The 15,604-nt window shown below is 36.4% G+C and carries 18 protein-coding genes, 2 tRNA genes and 1 pseudogene; 16 read left to right on the top strand and 5 right to left on the bottom strand.

Annotated features, from left to right (window positions below):
- Positions 1 to 22 precede the first annotated feature (22 nt).
- Together ACQH3L_RS04520 and ACQH3L_RS04515 are read right to left on the bottom strand one after the other, a co-directional pair.
- On the bottom strand, positions 23 to 166 hold the full coding sequence (locus ACQH3L_RS04520) for a hypothetical protein (protein WP_173862902.1): 144 nt from the start codon (positions 164 to 166) through the stop codon (positions 23 to 25).
- Between the two features lie 438 nt (positions 167 to 604).
- Positions 605 to 850 (bottom strand): annotated as a pseudogene (locus ACQH3L_RS04515) (PD-(D/E)XK nuclease family transposase); the annotation flags it as partial.
- 210 nt (positions 851 to 1,060) lie between these two features.
- Between ACQH3L_RS04515 and ppdK the strand changes: the two are divergent.
- On the top strand, positions 1,061 to 3,796 hold the full coding sequence (ppdK, locus tag ACQH3L_RS04510) for a pyruvate, phosphate dikinase (RefSeq protein ID WP_425384659.1): 2,736 nt from the start codon (positions 1,061 to 1,063) through the stop codon (positions 3,794 to 3,796).
- A gap of 84 nt (positions 3,797 to 3,880) precedes the next feature.
- On the opposite strand, the gene ACQH3L_RS04505 is transcribed toward ppdK, so the two are convergent.
- Both ACQH3L_RS04505 and ACQH3L_RS04500 read right to left on the bottom strand, forming a co-directional pair.
- Complete coding sequence (locus ACQH3L_RS04505; RefSeq protein WP_245683341.1) at positions 3,881 to 4,681, bottom strand: ankyrin repeat domain-containing protein; 801 nt, start codon at positions 4,679 to 4,681, stop codon at positions 3,881 to 3,883.
- Between the two features lie 50 nt (positions 4,682 to 4,731).
- A complete protein-coding gene (locus ACQH3L_RS04500; RefSeq protein ID WP_425384658.1) occupies positions 4,732 to 5,169 on the bottom strand; it encodes a hypothetical protein in 438 nt (145 codons plus the stop codon).
- Between the two features lie 123 nt (positions 5,170 to 5,292).
- On the opposite strand from ACQH3L_RS04500, the gene glpX reads away from it, so the two are divergent.
- The 3 genes from glpX (at position 5,293) to ACQH3L_RS04485 (ending at position 7,665) form a co-directional block, all read left to right on the top strand.
- The gene (glpX, locus tag ACQH3L_RS04495; protein ID WP_425385016.1) at positions 5,293 to 6,210 is read left to right on the top strand and encodes a class II fructose-bisphosphatase; all 918 of its coding nucleotides are present in this window, start codon (positions 5,293 to 5,295) and stop codon (positions 6,208 to 6,210) included.
- An 81-nt stretch (positions 6,211 to 6,291) separates the two neighbouring features.
- Positions 6,292 to 7,050: a hypothetical protein gene (locus ACQH3L_RS04490; RefSeq protein ID WP_425384657.1), complete on the top strand. Its 759-nt coding sequence runs from the start codon at positions 6,292 to 6,294 to the stop codon at positions 7,048 to 7,050.
- A gap of 123 nt (positions 7,051 to 7,173) precedes the next feature.
- The gene (locus tag ACQH3L_RS04485; RefSeq protein WP_425384656.1) at positions 7,174 to 7,665 is read left to right on the top strand and encodes a hypothetical protein; all 492 of its coding nucleotides are present in this window, start codon (positions 7,174 to 7,176) and stop codon (positions 7,663 to 7,665) included.
- Between the two features lie 420 nt (positions 7,666 to 8,085).
- Here the strand turns inward: ACQH3L_RS04485 and ACQH3L_RS04480 are convergent, their stop codons facing one another.
- Positions 8,086 to 8,550: a hypothetical protein gene (locus ACQH3L_RS04480; RefSeq protein WP_316659172.1), complete on the bottom strand. Its 465-nt coding sequence runs from the start codon at positions 8,548 to 8,550 to the stop codon at positions 8,086 to 8,088.
- 235 nt (positions 8,551 to 8,785) lie between these two features.
- On the opposite strand from ACQH3L_RS04480, the gene carA reads away from it, so the two are divergent.
- From carA to rpsC, 12 genes are all read left to right on the top strand, one after another.
- Positions 8,786 to 9,985, top strand: a complete 1,200-nt coding sequence (carA, locus tag ACQH3L_RS04475; protein WP_010962760.1) for a glutamine-hydrolyzing carbamoyl-phosphate synthase small subunit — start codon at positions 8,786 to 8,788, stop codon at positions 9,983 to 9,985.
- Between the two features lie 114 nt (positions 9,986 to 10,099).
- Positions 10,100 to 10,182 (top strand) — tRNA-Tyr (locus tag ACQH3L_RS04470).
- A gap of 4 nt (positions 10,183 to 10,186) precedes the next feature.
- A tRNA-Gly gene (locus tag ACQH3L_RS04465) sits at positions 10,187 to 10,257 on the top strand.
- A 78-nt stretch (positions 10,258 to 10,335) separates the two neighbouring features.
- Complete coding sequence (tuf, locus tag ACQH3L_RS04460; protein ID WP_010962759.1) at positions 10,336 to 11,508, top strand: elongation factor Tu; 1,173 nt, start codon at positions 10,336 to 10,338, stop codon at positions 11,506 to 11,508.
- A gap of 14 nt (positions 11,509 to 11,522) precedes the next feature.
- Positions 11,523 to 11,843, top strand: coding sequence for a 30S ribosomal protein S10 (gene rpsJ / locus ACQH3L_RS04455; RefSeq protein ID WP_012673184.1), 321 nt, complete (start codon positions 11,523 to 11,525; stop codon positions 11,841 to 11,843).
- Positions 11,844 to 11,852: 9 nt separating this feature from the next.
- Positions 11,853 to 12,575 (top strand): 50S ribosomal protein L3, encoded by a 723-nt coding sequence (rplC, locus tag ACQH3L_RS04450; protein WP_010962757.1) that lies wholly within the window; start codon positions 11,853 to 11,855, stop codon positions 12,573 to 12,575.
- 2 nt (positions 12,576 to 12,577) lie between these two features.
- A complete protein-coding gene (gene rplD / locus ACQH3L_RS04445; protein ID WP_012673183.1) occupies positions 12,578 to 13,192 on the top strand; it encodes a 50S ribosomal protein L4 in 615 nt (204 codons plus the stop codon).
- A complete protein-coding gene (locus tag ACQH3L_RS04440) occupies positions 13,189 to 13,476 on the top strand; it encodes a 50S ribosomal protein L23 (protein ID WP_010962755.1) in 288 nt (95 codons plus the stop codon). The genes rplD and ACQH3L_RS04440 overlap by 4 nt, the downstream gene beginning before the upstream one ends.
- A 1-nt stretch (position 13,477) precedes the next feature.
- Positions 13,478 to 14,302, top strand: a complete 825-nt coding sequence (gene rplB, locus ACQH3L_RS04435) for a 50S ribosomal protein L2 (RefSeq protein ID WP_015589143.1) — start codon at positions 13,478 to 13,480, stop codon at positions 14,300 to 14,302.
- Positions 14,303 to 14,305: 3 nt separating this feature from the next.
- Positions 14,306 to 14,590 carry a 30S ribosomal protein S19 gene (gene rpsS, locus ACQH3L_RS04430; protein ID WP_006279181.1) on the top strand — a complete coding sequence of 95 codons (285 nt, stop codon included), beginning with the start codon at positions 14,306 to 14,308 and terminating at the stop codon, positions 14,588 to 14,590.
- A gap of 5 nt (positions 14,591 to 14,595) precedes the next feature.
- A complete protein-coding gene (gene rplV, locus ACQH3L_RS04425; protein WP_007549821.1) occupies positions 14,596 to 14,943 on the top strand; it encodes a 50S ribosomal protein L22 in 348 nt (115 codons plus the stop codon).
- Between the two features lie 39 nt (positions 14,944 to 14,982).
- Positions 14,983 to 15,597: a 30S ribosomal protein S3 gene (rpsC, locus tag ACQH3L_RS04420; RefSeq protein ID WP_010962753.1), complete on the top strand. Its 615-nt coding sequence runs from the start codon at positions 14,983 to 14,985 to the stop codon at positions 15,595 to 15,597.
- Positions 15,598 to 15,604: the final 7 nt, after the last annotated feature.

Raw genomic sequence — 15,604 nt, 5'->3', positions numbered from 1 at the left:
AAGTGGTTAACAAAGTTTCTTGTCATGAGGGACCAAATGGAAGTCTGCTCGTTTTCACGCGAATTAATGTTACAAATTCTATCCATTTCGTTACAAAATGGCATTCGCTTTCTCCATTATCCTTTACCTGCACATCCATCAGCATTCCTTGCGGGTTGCCTGCCATATAGGCGAAAATACAGGCTTATCCTGTTCCTTTTGTCATACAATAGTGGGTTAGGTGGCTTCTCTATACCGGTGATTTGCGTACATCCAGAAATGAAAAATGTCACATTACCTTTTGGTCGGAGCTTATCAGCATCTTTAGCTCTTTAATCGTTACGATACTTATGAAGCTTCACTTACGTTCACCATACCACTAAGCCTAGCCCTCCAACCACATGATGCTTGTAGTTTATGCTTTCTCTCACGATTGAGCATCTTCTTTATCAAGAGGAGGTTCATTGTCCGCGTCGCTCGGCACCAACTGGTTACCCAATTCGCACTGATGCGTAGACTCAGATGGCAAAACATCTGGTTCAATAAGCTTTAGAATCCTTTCAGTTTCTTTCTGAATGAATTCCTCTCCTTTTAAACAATATGACCGAAGGCTTTCAGGTCGCACCATTTCTGCTATATATCTATTTCCGTGAGAATCCTTGCAGAGAACATCAACAATACTTTGTTTATCAGAGGCAACTTCGGGATCCATAATAGTGCTAAGAAACTCAACTTCTTGTATTGCATTTATCTCAGTAAACCCTAAAATATCGTTCAAAAAGTGGATCAGGATATTCTTATTTTTTTCCGTTCCAAAGATTTTTTTGAAACACAAATCATTGCGAGGATCGAGAAATTTTGAAAGAGCCATAAAAAAATTTTTAAATGTATCTTTATATTATATATTCTTATTAATAATAATTCAATAATTTGTCGTCTTTTTTGTTAACTTTACTGATGTTGTTGTAAGGAACGTTGTTGCAAAATTTTGTAAAATTTATTATCCTAAGGTTTCAAGTTCTCACAGGTTTATTGGAGCTATATGTACAATGTGTTTATCAGTGAAAATCCGGAGAAAATGATGGGGGAAAAGTTAATACATTACTTTAGCCAGGGTAAATGCGAAGGCAATGCAGAAATGAAAAATCTGCTGGGAGGAAAGGGGGCAAATTTAGCAGAAATGTGCAATGTTGGCATTCCTGTTCCACCTGGTTTCACAATTTCCACCTCTGCTTGCAAAGTCTATTATCAAGACAATAGATCTTCTGTTATCCAAGTAGCTGACTACTCGGATCCAGAAAAAAATGTGGTCACGCACTGGAATGACATATGTAGTGGAATCAAAAACTACATGGCGATGCTCGAAAATGACATCGGTTGTAAATTTGGGGATTTAAATAATCCCTTATTAGTTTCCATACGCTCTGGTAGTGTTAGTTCAATGCCGGGCATGCTTGATACTATTTTAAATGTTGGTCTAAATGATGAAACCGTTGTTGGGCTTGCAAAAAAAAGTGGCGAACGTTTTGCTTACGATAGCTACTGCCGTTTCATCATGATGTACTCCAATGTTGTACTACAGCTTGATCATCACCTATTTCAAGATGGTGTTGATAATAAGCAGCAAAAGAGTGGAGCAAAAAGCTTAGCTGATCTTGATGTTGATGTTTTAAAAGAAATTGTTAACAATTTCAAAAGGATAGTACATGAAAAAACAGGAAAACATTTTCCGCAGAACGTTGAAGAGCAATTGCTCAGCTCAGTGAATGCAGTATTTGCTTCTTGGAAAAATGATAGGGCTGTTTCCTATAGAAAAATACATAATATTCCTGAAAACCTTGGAACAGCGGTCAACGTGCAAGCAATGGTTTTTGGTAATTTAAATGATAATTCTGCAACTGGTGTGATATTTACACGAAATCCTTCAACTGGAGAAAAAAAATACTTTGGTGAATTTCTGATTAATGCTCAGGGTGAGGATGTGGTTTCTGGTGTTTATACTCCTATGCCAATTGACGGAGAGCAAAAAAACACCATGGAGAAGTTGCTGCCAAGTGTCTACCGAGAATTATGCGTGGTATGTGAAAAACTTGAAAGGCATTATAAAGACATGCAGGATATCGAATTTACTGTGCAGGACGGTAAGTTATGGATTTTGCAGACTAGATCTGGCAAGCGCACGGCTGAAGCTGCTATTCGCATAATAGTTGATATGGTAAACGAAGGAACGATTACAAAAGAAGAAGGAATATTGAGAATTGATCCAAAAACCTTTGACAATTTATTGCATCCAGTTCTTGACGTTAAGAGTGACCAAAAAGTAATAGGGAAGGGGCTGCCGGCTTCTCCAGGGGTTGCTTCTGGATATGTAGTGTTTAGTGCAAGTGATGCTGAAAAAGCTGCAGAGCAGGGCAAAAAAGTGATTTTAGTAAGGTCAGAAACGAGTCCTGAAGATATTAATGGAATGAATGCTGCAAGTGGCATAGTAACAGCACGGGGAGGGATGACCTCGCATGCTGCTGTTGTAACCCGTGGAATGGGTAAGCCATGCATTTGCAGTGTGAGTGGACTTTATATCGATAAAGATGGAACTTTCTTTTCTGTAGGGGATACAAAAGTAAATAAAGGTGAACCAATTACCATCAACGGAGGAACAGGGGAGGTTATGCTTGGCATTCTCCCTACAATTTTACCTGAATTATCGCAAGAATTCAAAACGGTAATCAACTGGATAGATGAAATCAAAACGGTCAAAGTGAGAGCGAACGCTGATACTCCAAAAGACGCAAAAATTGCAAAAGAATTCGGTGCAGAAGGTATAGGCTTATGTCGCACAGAACATATGTTTTTCGCTAGTGATAGAATCGAATTCATTCAAAAGTTGATAATAGCTGACGATGAAAATGAAAGGGCAAATGCGCTCATTAAACTAGAAGAAATGCAAAAGTCTGATTTCAAAGAAATATTTTCTATTATGGAGGGCAGGGAAGTCACTATACGGTTGCTTGATCCACCTTTGCATGAATTTTTACCCAATGATCAGTCTACTATAGAAAAAATTGCCAAATCACTTAGTAAGTCAGTTGAGTCAGTAAAAAATAAAATAGCACAGTTATCAGAAAAGAACCCAATGCTTGGCCATCGAGGTTGTAGACTTGCTATTTCTCATCCTGAAATATATAGCATGCAGATTAGGGCAATACTTAGTGCTGCAAGTGAATTAAAGAAAGAAAAGAAGATAGAAGTGGTGCCTGAAATCATGATTCCTTTTATCATGAGCGAGAAAGAATTTATTCTGATATGCGAGCTAGCAAAGAAAGAATCCTCTGTTATCTCAGCTGGGATCCAGACGCAGATTCCAGCTTCACGCGCTGGAATGACATCAGACAAGGCTTATTCAATTGGAACGATGATAGAACTACCAAGAGCAGCACTGATTGCTGATAAGTTAGCAAAACATGCAGAGTTCTTTAGTTTTGGCACTAATGATTTAACGCAAACAACCATGGGACTTTCAAGAGATGATTCAGTTAATTTCCTCGATTCTTATAAGGAAAGCAACATATTCGAAAACGACCCATTTGAAGTGCTGGACATCGAAGGGGTAGGGGAGTTAATCAAGATGGCCATTGAAAGAGGCAAAAAAACCCGAAAAGAAATAAAACTGGGTATATGTGGAGAGCATGGAGCAGATCCAAAATCTATAGAGTTTCTCATCGAATCAGGGGTGGATTATGTTTCATGCTCACCCTATAGAGTACCGATTGCAAAGTTAGTGGCAGCACAGTTTAGTGTTAGATCTAAATTTGCTAGGTAAGTATAGTGGCAGTGTTGGCTACTCATATGGTTTGAGCCCACCAGAGGGTGTCATTCCAGCGCGTGACGCTGGATCTAGTTTTTATTATGGCTTTCTGGATCCCAGTGTCTGGGCACTGGGATGACATCCTGTTACACGTTCAACTTCATTCTCTCTCATCTCCCTATAACTTGGTAATGTAGAATTTTTTACATGCAACCCGGTGTATATTGCAACCAAAGCAGCTATGACACTGCAAACTACTGCACCAGCTACAAATGGAACCATTACAGCAGCAGTAATGAATAATCCTGTAATAACAACTCCAACAACATCTTTTGTCAATGAGGTGTAAAAATCCTTTTTGCTCTCTTTATATTTAGTTTCTTGTTCATTTGGCATAGAAAATTGAGCATCTACGAAGCCGTTAGCTTTATTATCATTATTTGGTGTGGCAGTTTGCTTAGTATTTGTTTCCTCTGGTATTACAGGCGTTTTGTTTTTGTTATTATGATTATCACCATTGGTACTGGTTAGAGGAACTGTTGCTATAGGTCTACTACCAATGTTCCCATTACTGCTGCAAGGTTTTGCTCTGTTTTCTTCATTAAGCTTACCACTATTCAAGAACGCATTAACAATTTCAGTTTTACCTACCTGTATGGCCACTTCTAAAGCCTCTTTCCTGTTTGCAGGACTCACGTAACCTAAAATTAGCTCAACTTCTTGGACATTACCTTGAACAATAGCAGAATTCAAGGCATGCAATTTTTCTTCTTCATTAAATTTGCCACTATCCAAAAGTACCTTAACAACGTCAGCTTGTTTTGTTATTGCAGCTATATCCAATATAGTCCTGGAAGCAGTATCTGTAAGATGGATTACAGCATCTAAATCTGTAAACAATTTTACAACATCTAGAAATACGCTACGATCGCCGGTAATATTGGACTCTCTTACAGCATTTGCAAACGAGTCAAAAATTGCCGAATTTGTTTTTTTCCTTGTATTAGTTGCCCGTAAAGTACTTCAGCAGTCATACCAGGGTTTATGGAGTTACTAGAATCTACTTCATTACTGTCTGCTCTATTCTCTTCCACATTAGGTGCCTCTTCTTCCTTGTTTATCGCTGCGGTTATTTGCTCTTGTTGAAGGGGTTTACACCCATTTTGGAGGAGAAAATCCTTAACGCGTGTGTTGTTATTTTCGGTTGCATGTTTTAGAAGTAAGTCTTCTAATGCATTGTCTCCTTCACATTTATCTTGGAAATTAACTTCTTTCCACTTTGGTTCCTTTTGCAAATCTTTAAGACTAGCAACTCCCTTATCATCATATTTTACAATTGTAGCTATCTTTCGATACAACTCTCTAATATCATCATTACTATATACCATAACTAAACCTACTACTATATGTTAGTTTATTACAGCAACTTTCCCACAACCAGTCAAGACATATTGCAGTCTAAAGTTGCATGATATATATTGGATTCTTTATTTATGATTCTCGAGCAAATGATGGAAGATTTAGCTTATAAATTAGTTAAAGTGACCGAAGCTGCAGCACTTGCTGCATATAAACTAGTAGGCTTCGGCGATGAAAAAAAGGCTGATCAGGTTGCAGTTGATGCAATGCGTACAGTATTAAATTCAATGGAAATAAATGGTACTATCGTAATTGGTGAAGGTGAGAGAGATGAAGCGCCGATGCTATATATTGGCGAGAAGGTTGGCACTGGAAATGGTCCTGAAATCGACATTGCCGTTGACCCACTTGAAGGCACTACGATTTGTGCTCATTACAAATCAGGGGCAATGTCCGTTCTTGCTGCAACGAAAAAAGGTAATTTTTTACATGCACCTGATGTTTATATGGAAAAGATAGCAGTAGGAAAAAATCTTCCAGAGGGTGTAGTCTCACTAAAAAATAGCATTGAAAAGAATCTAGACAATTTAGCCAAGGCAAAAAAATGCAAAGTGAATGATCTCGTGGTAACTGTACTTAAACGTGAAAGGCACAATGAATTAATAGAGAAAATCAGGAAATTAGGAGCAAAAATTAAACTAATAGATGATGGCGATGTTGCAGCCGTAGTTTCACTAGTAAATGGCAATCATGATATGTATATCGGAATAGGAGGGGCACCAGAAGGGGTACTTGCGGCTGCAGCGCTGAGTTCAATCGGTGTGCAGATGGAGGGAAGATTAATATTTGACACGGATCAATTAAAAGAAAGAGCAAAAAATTTAAATATCCATGACCCAGAAAAAATCTACACCGTAAAAGATATGGCAAGAGGTGAATCAGTGTTTATTGCAACTGGAGTAACAAGCGGAGAACTTGTGGATGGAGTTGATAACATATGTTCAACTAGTTCTTTAATAATTCTACCTAATAAGCTGATAAAGCTGCAAATAATGCAGAACTTATGTTAGCTTTTTTAGTTTCTAATTTTAGCTTTACAACATTTAGCATTAAGATATAATCAAGTTTACTTATAACAATAGAGGTGTGAAATGTTTTCTAGTATTGTAAATCTATTGAATGGTTTTTACAAAAATTCGAGTACCAAGGAAAGTGAAGAAAAGTTGACTCTTCTATCTCCTCAAGCAAATCTTCAATTCGATGAGACTCAGGTACAAAGTGTGCTCTCAGATTTTGAGAAATTGGAGTTTAAGGATAATAAGTGTTTTGACAAAATAGCAGACGATTATGAAAAGAAGGGGAAGAGTTCCCTCTTTAATTACGTGATATTGAATAAGCGGAAAGAAATAATCGATATATTAGATAGGAATCTTCCTCTTCTCGAAGAACAGGAGGAGTTTAGAAAGAAATATAGTCAATATGTTTTTCAAATTGACAAAGGAATGAGTTATGGAAAAGAACTTCAAGATAGACTTCAGTCTTTTAAAGATAGGGCAGAAGAAGTGTTATCAGATTTTGAAAAATTGAATTTCAATTTTAAGGATAATAAATGTCAAGATTCTTCTGATTCTGTAAATTATAATAACTGCCGGCCAGCGGATCCATTTGACAAAATAGCAAACTATTATCGACGGGAGAAGGAGAGCATTTTCCTTTTTAACTATGTGGTATTAAGTAAGCAAAGAGAAATAATGGATATATTGGATAAGAAGCTTACTTCTAAAGATCAGGAGGAGTTAAAAGAAAATTTTAAAAAGAGGTTGGGTAGATATCTTCTTCGAATTGACGAAGGAATGAATGATGCAAAAGAATTTCTAAACAAAGATGATCTAATTGGTTTCTTTGATTGATGTTATTGGCCAGACAAAAAGGCAGGACATCTTGTTAATCATTATGATAATCTTAGTATCAACATTACTAAACCTGGACAGAGTTTAGAAACTAGTCGTCTTTTTAGCGAAAAGATTAAAAGGATGGAAACAATTAAAAATGAGATACAAAGAGTAAAAATATACAGTAATGATAAAAGAATAGTAACAATTGAGAAGAATGAGAAACAACAGAGGAACTACTCCTTTACAAAATTTGCAATATGTGACATCGAAATTAGTTGGGATGCAAAAGATGAATCTGGAAAAGACCTTAACTGTACTGTTGTTCTAAATATAAATTTAGGTCAAGTTAGTATTAAAAAATCAACTATTGACGGTAAAGATGTTGAACCAAAGAAAATTTTAGAGTTAGCTAAGCAAAACGAGGCTGTGCTTATAAAAGGTAAAGCTTTACATGAAGTTTTAGCAGCACATTTCATTAAGCAAACACCATGTGAGGAAAAGAAGGATATGCAATCGCACGAGAATATCGTTGTACCTGGTTCCGGTGCACCTCGCTCTATTAATGAGGAAATAACTGTAGAGCATCCGTTCGGGAAAGCGGCAAATAAAGATAATCATAGAGAAATGTGAGTTTACAACAAATGGTGCCATGAAAGTAGCTGATACATAACTGTACGAACGTTTGTTTGCGAAGAAATGTTATAGCAGGTTTTGCCTCAAACACAAAGGTGTCGTTCCAGTGCTTGACACTGGAATCCAGCCCTTTTACGCAGTCCCATTAAAAACGTTGTATTTTAACGTAGGATTAGCTACTTTTATACTCACCAATTTAATCTCTAATCAAAATTCCTGGATCCCAGTTTCTGGGCACTGGGATGACATCCTCCCTAGTGGATTCAAATCACAATATTCGTATAGTAAGCACTGACCACTTTTGCTTCAATATTTGCGATGCCCCTGAACAGATACAATTATTCTATTATCAGGAGGATGCCATTAATCGCTTTATATAATGCTACTTGTAACACTTATGCCCTGAACGGAGACAGTTTAGGCTGTTATGCCTGGCGGCTTTGTTGGAATAAGTTTTTCAACACTGCTAACAATAAAATTGATTGTATCGTCAGCTACCTTATCGAATTTATCATTTATCTCTTTTCCTATTTCTTGATTTTTAACATATTCGTGTAGAGCTAAAGCAGTTATAGCTGCACATGCTGCAATTAAGCCAGTTTGTGCTATAATGAATAGTGATAATCCTCCTACGAATATAGATGTTAATCCAATAGCCAGGTTTATAATTTTACTTTGTGTTGTTTGTTGCGTCGCTTGGCTTTGATCTGCCTGTTTATCCTCTAAAGCATTCGATATTGTTTTTAAGGCAACTTTTATCGCTATTGCTGCAACTGAAACCATAATTAGCCCTATAGCTATTTTTGCTAAAAGAAGAATCGACGGTAGCATCATTACAAATAATAGCGCGCCAATTCCTCCAGCTAACCACTTCTCATTTATTTTTTTTGATTAATTTGTACCAGTGTTCATTATTACCCTCCACTTTACTTATGATTTACCTATATCTAATACGAAATATGAAGGTAGTCAACTATATATTTTATATGAAAGATTGTATTAAAAGTTTTTCATGTTATTTTTTGCTGCTTCGTGGTTAAATTTGGAATTTTAGAAAGAGTTACGTATTATTTGAAATTCTTGTATACTGTTTTGAATCAGTTAAATAGATAATGAAGTGCAGGACGCAGTTTTAATTTTACAAGATGGCAAGTGCTTTTGGGGAAAATCAGTAGGTAAAAAAGGCAAGTGCATAGGCGAGGTTTGTTTTACCACTGGTATGACCGGTTATCAGCATACTATAACTGATCCTTCTTTTGCTGATCAAATTATAACGTTCACTTTTCCTCATATTGGTAACATTGGAATAAATCATAAAGATAATGAAGGAAAGAAAATTTTTGCAAGTGGTGTGGTTATGCGTGAACTTTCTTCTATGTCCCACCCTTCTTCATATATCAGTTTAAATGATTGGTTAGAGAAAAATAACGTGATTGGGATATCAGGAGTTGATACTAGAGCTTTAACAAGACATTTGAGAGAACATGGATCTCAAAATGGAATGATATGCTCATCGAGTAAGGCGCATGCATTAGACAAATTGAAGGAATACAAACCTGTAAATGGGATAGAAATAACTAATAAGGTTAGTTTAAATAACAGTTTTGAAAATAATAGACTAGCGGAGCACTTTGTCATCCAAGTAGCTGACTACTCGGATCCAGCAAAAAATATATGGATTCCAGTGTCACGCACTGGAATGACATCAGATAGAGCTATTGACCTTAATGCAAAATATAGGATTGTAATCGTTGATTTTGGCGTAAAAATCAGTATAGTTTCACGCTTAATAGAACTTGGTTGTACAGTTGAATTAATCAGACCAAGCACAGGTTTTGCTCAAAAAGTGTTGAGTATGAATCCAGATGGTATAGTGCTTTCAAATGGTCCTGGTGATCCGCAAGAAATAGGAGAAAGTGTAGTTTCAGAAATAGACATTATTATAAAATCTAAAATACCAATTTTTGGCATATGCATGGGCCATCAATTACTTGCGATTACTTTGGGGGCAAAGACCATCAAGATGGATATAGGTCACCGAGGGAGTAACCATCCAGTTTATGATGTAATTAGTGGAAAAGTTGAGATCACTAGCCAAAATCATGGTTTTGTTGTTGATTCAGCTTCTCTTCCAAGTAATGTTGAAATTACTCACATTTCTCTATTTGATAATAGTGTAGAGGGAATAATGATGAAAGATTACCTAGTCTTTTCTGTGCAATATCATCCAGAAGAAGCGCCAGGTACGCATGATTCGCATTATTTGTTTAGGCGTTTTATTGGCAATATTGTGTTATATAAAATGAAATCTGCATGATTTTAATCAGGGTAGGTTTTATTGCTTGATTTTTTAATTTTAGGCGTTTAGTATTAAATACAATAAGAGCTTAAGTTAAGATGCTAAAATAGTATTCTCTTAACAAATTTTTGCGGAGGAGTGACCGAGTGGTTAAAGGTAACAGACTGTAAATCTGTCCGCGTGAGCGTACGTAGGTTCGAATCCTACCTCCTCCATTGTGCGGGTATAGCTCAATGGTAGAGCTCTAGCCTTCCAAGCTAGTGACGTGGGTTCGATTCCCACTATCCGCTCTTTTTTTTGTTGTATTTTTATAAAATCAACATATTATTTATTGATGTATTTGTATTTTAGGTAGAAAAGTTTAAATTATGACAGCAATAGTGGAAGCATTTGGAAAGCCGCATGTAAATGTGGGAACAATAGGACATGTGGATCATGGGAAGACGACGTTAACAGCGGCGATAACGAAGCATTATGGAAATTTTGTAGCGTACGATCAGATAGATAAAGCGCCAGAAGAAAGGAAGAGGGGGATAACGATAGCAACAGCGCATGTTGAGTATCAGACAGAGAAAAGGCATTATGCACACGTTGATTGTCCTGGACACGCTGACTATGTAAAGAACATGATAGTAGGTGCAGCACAGATGGATGCGGCGATATTGGTAGTGTCGGGGGTTGATGGGCCAATGCCACAAACGAGAGAGCATATATTGCTGGCGAAGCAGGTAGGTGTTGGATATATCGTGGTGTATATAAATAAAGCTGATGTTGCTGATGCTGATATGATAGATTTAGTAGAAATGGAAGTGAGGGAATTACTGAGTAAATACGGATTTCCAGGGGATGAAGTGCCTGTGGTGGTTGGTTCAGCGCTCAAGGCGCTGGAGGATGACAGCAGCGAATATGGAAAGAAATCAATAGATAAATTGATGGAAAAGTTAGATGAATATGTAGCGGTTCCACCAAGGCCTGTGGATTTACCATTTTTATTGCCAATCGAAGATGTATTTTCGATATCGGGGCGAGGAACAGTGGTAACAGGAAGAATAGAGAAGGGAGAGATAAAGACGGGAGAAGAGATAGAGATAATAGGTCTGAAAGCGACGCAAAAGACGATATGCACAGGTGTTGAGATGTTTAAGAAGTTGCTGGATAAGGGAAGTGCAGGACTCAATGTAGGAATATTGTTAAGAGGAACAAAAAGAGAAGAAGTGGAGAGAGGGCAAGTATTAGCGAAACCGGGGACGATAACACCGCATAGAAAGTTTAAGGCGGAGGTTTATATATTAAAGAAAGAGGAAGGAGGAAGGCACACACCATTTTTTGCGAATTACCAGCCACAGTTTTATTTAAGGACAACGGATGTAACTGGGAGCATAAAATTGCTAGATGGGAAGGAGATGGTAATGCCAGGAGATAATGTGAGTGTAGAAGTAGAATTGCAAGTACCGATAGCAATGGATAAGGGATTGCGTTTTGCGATAAGAGAAGGCGGTAGAACTGTTGGTTCTGGTGTTGTTTCTGAAATTTTGGAGTGAGTGTAGTAACTAAGATGAAGCAAGATATATATATTAACATTAAGGCTTTCGATTGTTCTTTATTGGAGGAGTGTGTTCGAAAATTTGTTGATGAATTAAAGCGGTCCAGTGCAAAATTATCTGGTCCGATTGCGTTGCCAAGGAAAGATTCTAAATTTATTGTTAATAGATCTCCTCACGTTGATAAAAAATCTCGTGAACAGTTTGAAATGAGAACTTCTAGGCGTTTGATTGTTTTACATGATCTTACTCCTACTATGATGCAGATGCTTACAGGTTTATCTTTTTCTGCTGGCGTAGAAGTGGATTTAAAAGTCAAGGAAGTTAAGGTTTAGGAGAAGGAAATGAAGAGAATAAATTCGCTGAGGAGAATTGGTTTACTAATGATGAATATTGGTCATACTGCTATGTATTCTGACAATAGTCGCATGGCTGTAACTTTATTGCATCTCAGCGAAACTCATATTATTGATATAAAAGGACAAGATAAATGTGGCTATAATTCAGTCATTTTAGGCACAGGAGATTTTAAAAATATAGCAAAACCTCAGTTGGAATATTTAAAGAAAAAGGGTATAAATAATAAATGTAAGTTATACGAAAGTAGATTAAATGACCTGTCGGGAATAGAATGTGGTAAAAAAGTGGGAATCAATCATTTTGTGGTTGGTCAATATCTTGATATTACGGGTTATTCTATAGGTAAAGGATTTGCTGGTGTGATGAAGCGGCATAATTTCAGTGGGCTTAGGGCATCTCATGGTGTTTCTATTGCTCACAGATCACAAGGTTCCACTGGCCAATGTCAGGATCCTGGTAGAGTATTCAAAGGAAAGAAAATGGCTGGTCATTTAGGTAACAGCAGGATAACTGCACAAAATATGAAGATATTATCCATTGATCATGAAAATAGTATAATTGCTGTGAAGGGTAATAATGTTCCTGGGTTTAAAAATTCCTATGTTTTTGTAAGAGATGCAGTTAAAAAATCTTTACATAAAGATGTTCCTTTTCCGGTAGGTTTACTGTTAGATGTAAATGATGATGCTAGTAATTTGGTAAGTTAGTTATGGAATGTAATTTAGTTAATCTATCTAATGATAATGTAGGTACTGCTCAGCTCAATCCTTTGATATTTTCTGCTAAGCAAAAATTGAGTATTTTGCATGATATAGTGAGATGGCAATTAGCGAAGAGAAGAGCTGGTACTCATAAAACAAAAGGTATTAGTGATGTCTCTGGTACAACAGCTAAACCTTATGGTCAAAAACGTACCGGTAGGGCAAGACAAGGGAGCTTGCGATCTCCTCAATTTAGAGGTGGTGGGATTATTTTCGGCCCTGTTGTGAGGAGTCATACTTATTCTCTTAATAAGAAGGTACGCAAATTTGGTTTAAAAATTGCTTTATCTCTAAAGTATTTAAATAATCAAGTAATTATTCTGGATAATTTAAATATTGATGTGAAGAAAACGTCTGAAATGTGTAAATGTATTAAAAATTTTAAATTTTCTTCCTTTTTGATAGTTGGTGATTATGGAGATGATTTGTTGCGTGCGGCTAAAAACTTGCACTATGTAGACTTAATCAAACCTATTGGGTTAAATGTTTTTGATATATTGAATCACGAATGCGTGATGTTGACAAAGGATACTTTAAAGCATCTTGAAGGTAGATTGTTATGATCAAATATAATAATATAATAAAATCTTCTATAATTACAGAAAAGGCCTCTTTTTTGAGGGAGAAGTTTAATAAATATTCTTTGTATGTTTTTGTAAATGTAAATAAGCGTCAAATAAAGTTGGCAATAGAGTCTCTATTTGATGTTAAAATTTCTTCTATAAATGTTGTTAGAATTAAGCCTAAATATAGGCGTTTTAGGGGTGTGGTTGGTTGTGAAAAACAGAAAAAGAAAGTTTATTTTTCTTTGATGGATGGTCAAAAATTAGATATAATGAGCGTTTAGTATGGGTATGAAATTTTTTAATCCTGTTACTCCGTCTTCTCGTGGGACTGTGTTAGTAAGTAAAGTTGGTTTATCAAAAGATGAGCCAGAAAAGTCTCTTACATCCGGTAAAAAGTCCAGTGGTGGAAGAAATAATCATGGTAGAATTACAACTCGTCATAGGGGTGGTGGTCACAAAAAGAAGTATAGAGTGATAGATTTTAAGCGTAATAGAAGTGGTCAAGGTATAGTTGAAAAAATAGAGTATGACCCAAATAGAAGTGGGTTTTTGGCGTTAATATCATATAAGGAAGATGATATTAAGTCTTATATATTAGCTCCTCAAGGTATGAAGCCAGGTGATGTTGTTACAGCTGGGAATGATGCTGATATTTTGCCAGGGAATTGTTTACTACTCAAGCATATACCTGTTGGTTCTTTCGTTCATAATGTTGAGCTGAAGCCAGGTAATGGTGCTGCGATTGCTAGAGCTGCTGGTTGTTATGCACAAATCGTTGGTCGTGATGGCCAATATGTTTTATTACGACTCAGGTCTGGTCAAATTAGGTTGATTTTATCTTCTTGCAAGGCTACTATTGGTGTAGTATCTAACCCTGACCATAAGAATAGAAAGTTGGGTAAAGCTGGGAGAAGTAGGTGGCTTGGGATTAGACCTACTGTACGTGGAGTTGCAATGAATCCAGTTGACCATCCTCATGGAGGCGGGGAAGGAAAAACCTCTGGTGGTCGTCATCCTGTTACTCCTTGGGGTGTTGCAACAAAAGGAAAGAAAACTCGAAGGAGAAATAAATCTAGTGATAAGTATATAAAACAATTGAAAGGTTAGTTTATGAGTAGATCTGCATGGAAGCCTCCTTTTTGTCATCCTTCTATATTAAAGTCGGTGAATAATGCTTTAAACAAGGGGTTTGTTAACATGGCTATAAAAGTTCATTCCAGGGCTTCTGTAATTCTTCCTAATTGTTTAGGTTTAAAGTTTGCTGTTTATAATGGTAAGGATTACATTCCTGTGAATGTTAATGATCAGAATATGATAGGTCATAAGTTTGGTGAGTTTTCACCCACTCGTAAATTTACTGGGCATAGTGGTGATAAAAAGGCGACAAGAAGGTAATTGATATGAAAAACAGAGATGTAATAGTTAAAGCTGGTTCTAGGGTTTTAAAATCAACTCCTCGTAAATTGAATTTGGTTGCTGGTTTAGTACGTAATAAAAAAGTTTCTTTTGCCACTGTGCAATTAAGATTTTGTGAAAAGAAAGCTGCAGGTCTTATAAGGAAGGTATTAAATTCTGCGATTGCTAATGCTCAAAATTATGGATTGGATATCGATAATTTATATATAAAAGAAATTTTAATAGGTAAGTCTCTTACTTTGCGTAGGGTATGTCCAAAAGCTATGGGTAGAGCTAATAGAGTTAGTAAACGTTATAGTAATATAACTGTAAAATTGGGGGAAATTATATGATTCATAAAAATAGAAAATTAATAAGGAAAGTGCAAAAATATGGGAAACGTTAATCCTAAAGGATTTAGGTTAAAAATAATTAATACTTGGTCATCTATTTGGTATGCTGAGAAGGGTTATAAACAAGGGTTGCATCAAGATTTATCTATTCGCAGTTATATAAATGAATCTTTTAAGCATGCTGGTGTTTCTAAAGTAATTATAGAGCGTACGATCGATTTGGTATCTGTAATAATACATTCTTCTAGACCTGGAGTGATAATAGGTAAGAAAGGCTCGGATATTGAGAAGATAAAGCAAAAGATAGCTGAAAAAGTAAAAAATAATGTGGAAGTGAATGTAGTAGGGGTTAAAAGGTCTGAAATAGATGCAGTTTTAATATCAAACAGCATTGCACAGCAGTTAGAAAAAAGGGTTTCATTTAGAAGAGCGATGAAAAAAGCTATTCAAAGTTGTTTGAGGATGGGTGCTAGAGGTATTAAAGTAAGTTGTTCTGGGCGCCTTGGCGGAGCTGAGATAGCTCGTACTGAGTGGTATAAAGAAGGCCGTTTGCCTTTGCATACTTTACGTGCTAATATAGATTATGCTTTTGCTGAAGCAAAAACTATATATGGCATCATAGGAGTTAAGGTCTGGGTTTATATTGGTAACTAATTAGGTA

This window comes from Wolbachia endosymbiont (group A) of Sturmia bella, from assembly GCF_964030905.1.
GTDB classification, from domain to species: domain Bacteria; phylum Pseudomonadota; class Alphaproteobacteria; order Rickettsiales; family Anaplasmataceae; genus Wolbachia; species Wolbachia pipientis.
The sequence above is the reverse complement of the archived record's forward strand: the minus strand, read 5'-3'. Positions and strand labels throughout refer to the sequence as shown.

Excerpts from the sequence above, each read along its gene's own strand:
- rpsC (WP_010962753.1), top strand. The coding sequence starts at position 14,983 with ATGGGAAACGTTAATCCTAAAGGATTTAGGTTAAAAATAATTAATACT.
- ACQH3L_RS04440 (WP_010962755.1), top strand. The coding sequence starts at position 13,189 with ATGATCAAATATAATAATATAATAAAATCTTCTATAATTACAGAAAAG.
- tuf (WP_010962759.1), top strand. The coding sequence starts at position 10,336 with ATGACAGCAATAGTGGAAGCATTTGGAAAGCCGCATGTAAATGTGGGA.
- glpX (WP_425385016.1), top strand. The coding sequence starts at position 5,293 with ATGGAAGATTTAGCTTATAAATTAGTTAAAGTGACCGAAGCTGCAGCA.
- rpsJ (WP_012673184.1), top strand. The coding sequence starts at position 11,523 with ATGAAGCAAGATATATATATTAACATTAAGGCTTTCGATTGTTCTTTA.
- ACQH3L_RS04490 (WP_425384657.1), top strand. The coding sequence starts at position 6,292 with ATGTTTTCTAGTATTGTAAATCTATTGAATGGTTTTTACAAAAATTCG.
- rplD (WP_012673183.1), top strand. The coding sequence starts at position 12,578 with ATGGAATGTAATTTAGTTAATCTATCTAATGATAATGTAGGTACTGCT.
- ACQH3L_RS04500 (WP_425384658.1), bottom strand. The coding sequence starts at position 5,169 with ATGGTATATAGTAATGATGATATTAGAGAGTTGTATCGAAAGATAGCT.
- rpsS (WP_006279181.1), top strand. The coding sequence starts at position 14,306 with ATGAGTAGATCTGCATGGAAGCCTCCTTTTTGTCATCCTTCTATATTA.
- ACQH3L_RS04485 (WP_425384656.1), top strand. The coding sequence starts at position 7,174 with ATGGAAACAATTAAAAATGAGATACAAAGAGTAAAAATATACAGTAAT.
- rplB (WP_015589143.1), top strand. The coding sequence starts at position 13,478 with ATGGGTATGAAATTTTTTAATCCTGTTACTCCGTCTTCTCGTGGGACT.
- rplV (WP_007549821.1), top strand. The coding sequence starts at position 14,596 with ATGAAAAACAGAGATGTAATAGTTAAAGCTGGTTCTAGGGTTTTAAAA.
- ACQH3L_RS04520 (WP_173862902.1), bottom strand. The coding sequence starts at position 166 with ATGGCAGGCAACCCGCAAGGAATGCTGATGGATGTGCAGGTAAAGGAT.
- ppdK (WP_425384659.1), top strand. The coding sequence starts at position 1,061 with ATGGGGGAAAAGTTAATACATTACTTTAGCCAGGGTAAATGCGAAGGC.
- rplC (WP_010962757.1), top strand. The coding sequence starts at position 11,853 with ATGAAGAGAATAAATTCGCTGAGGAGAATTGGTTTACTAATGATGAAT.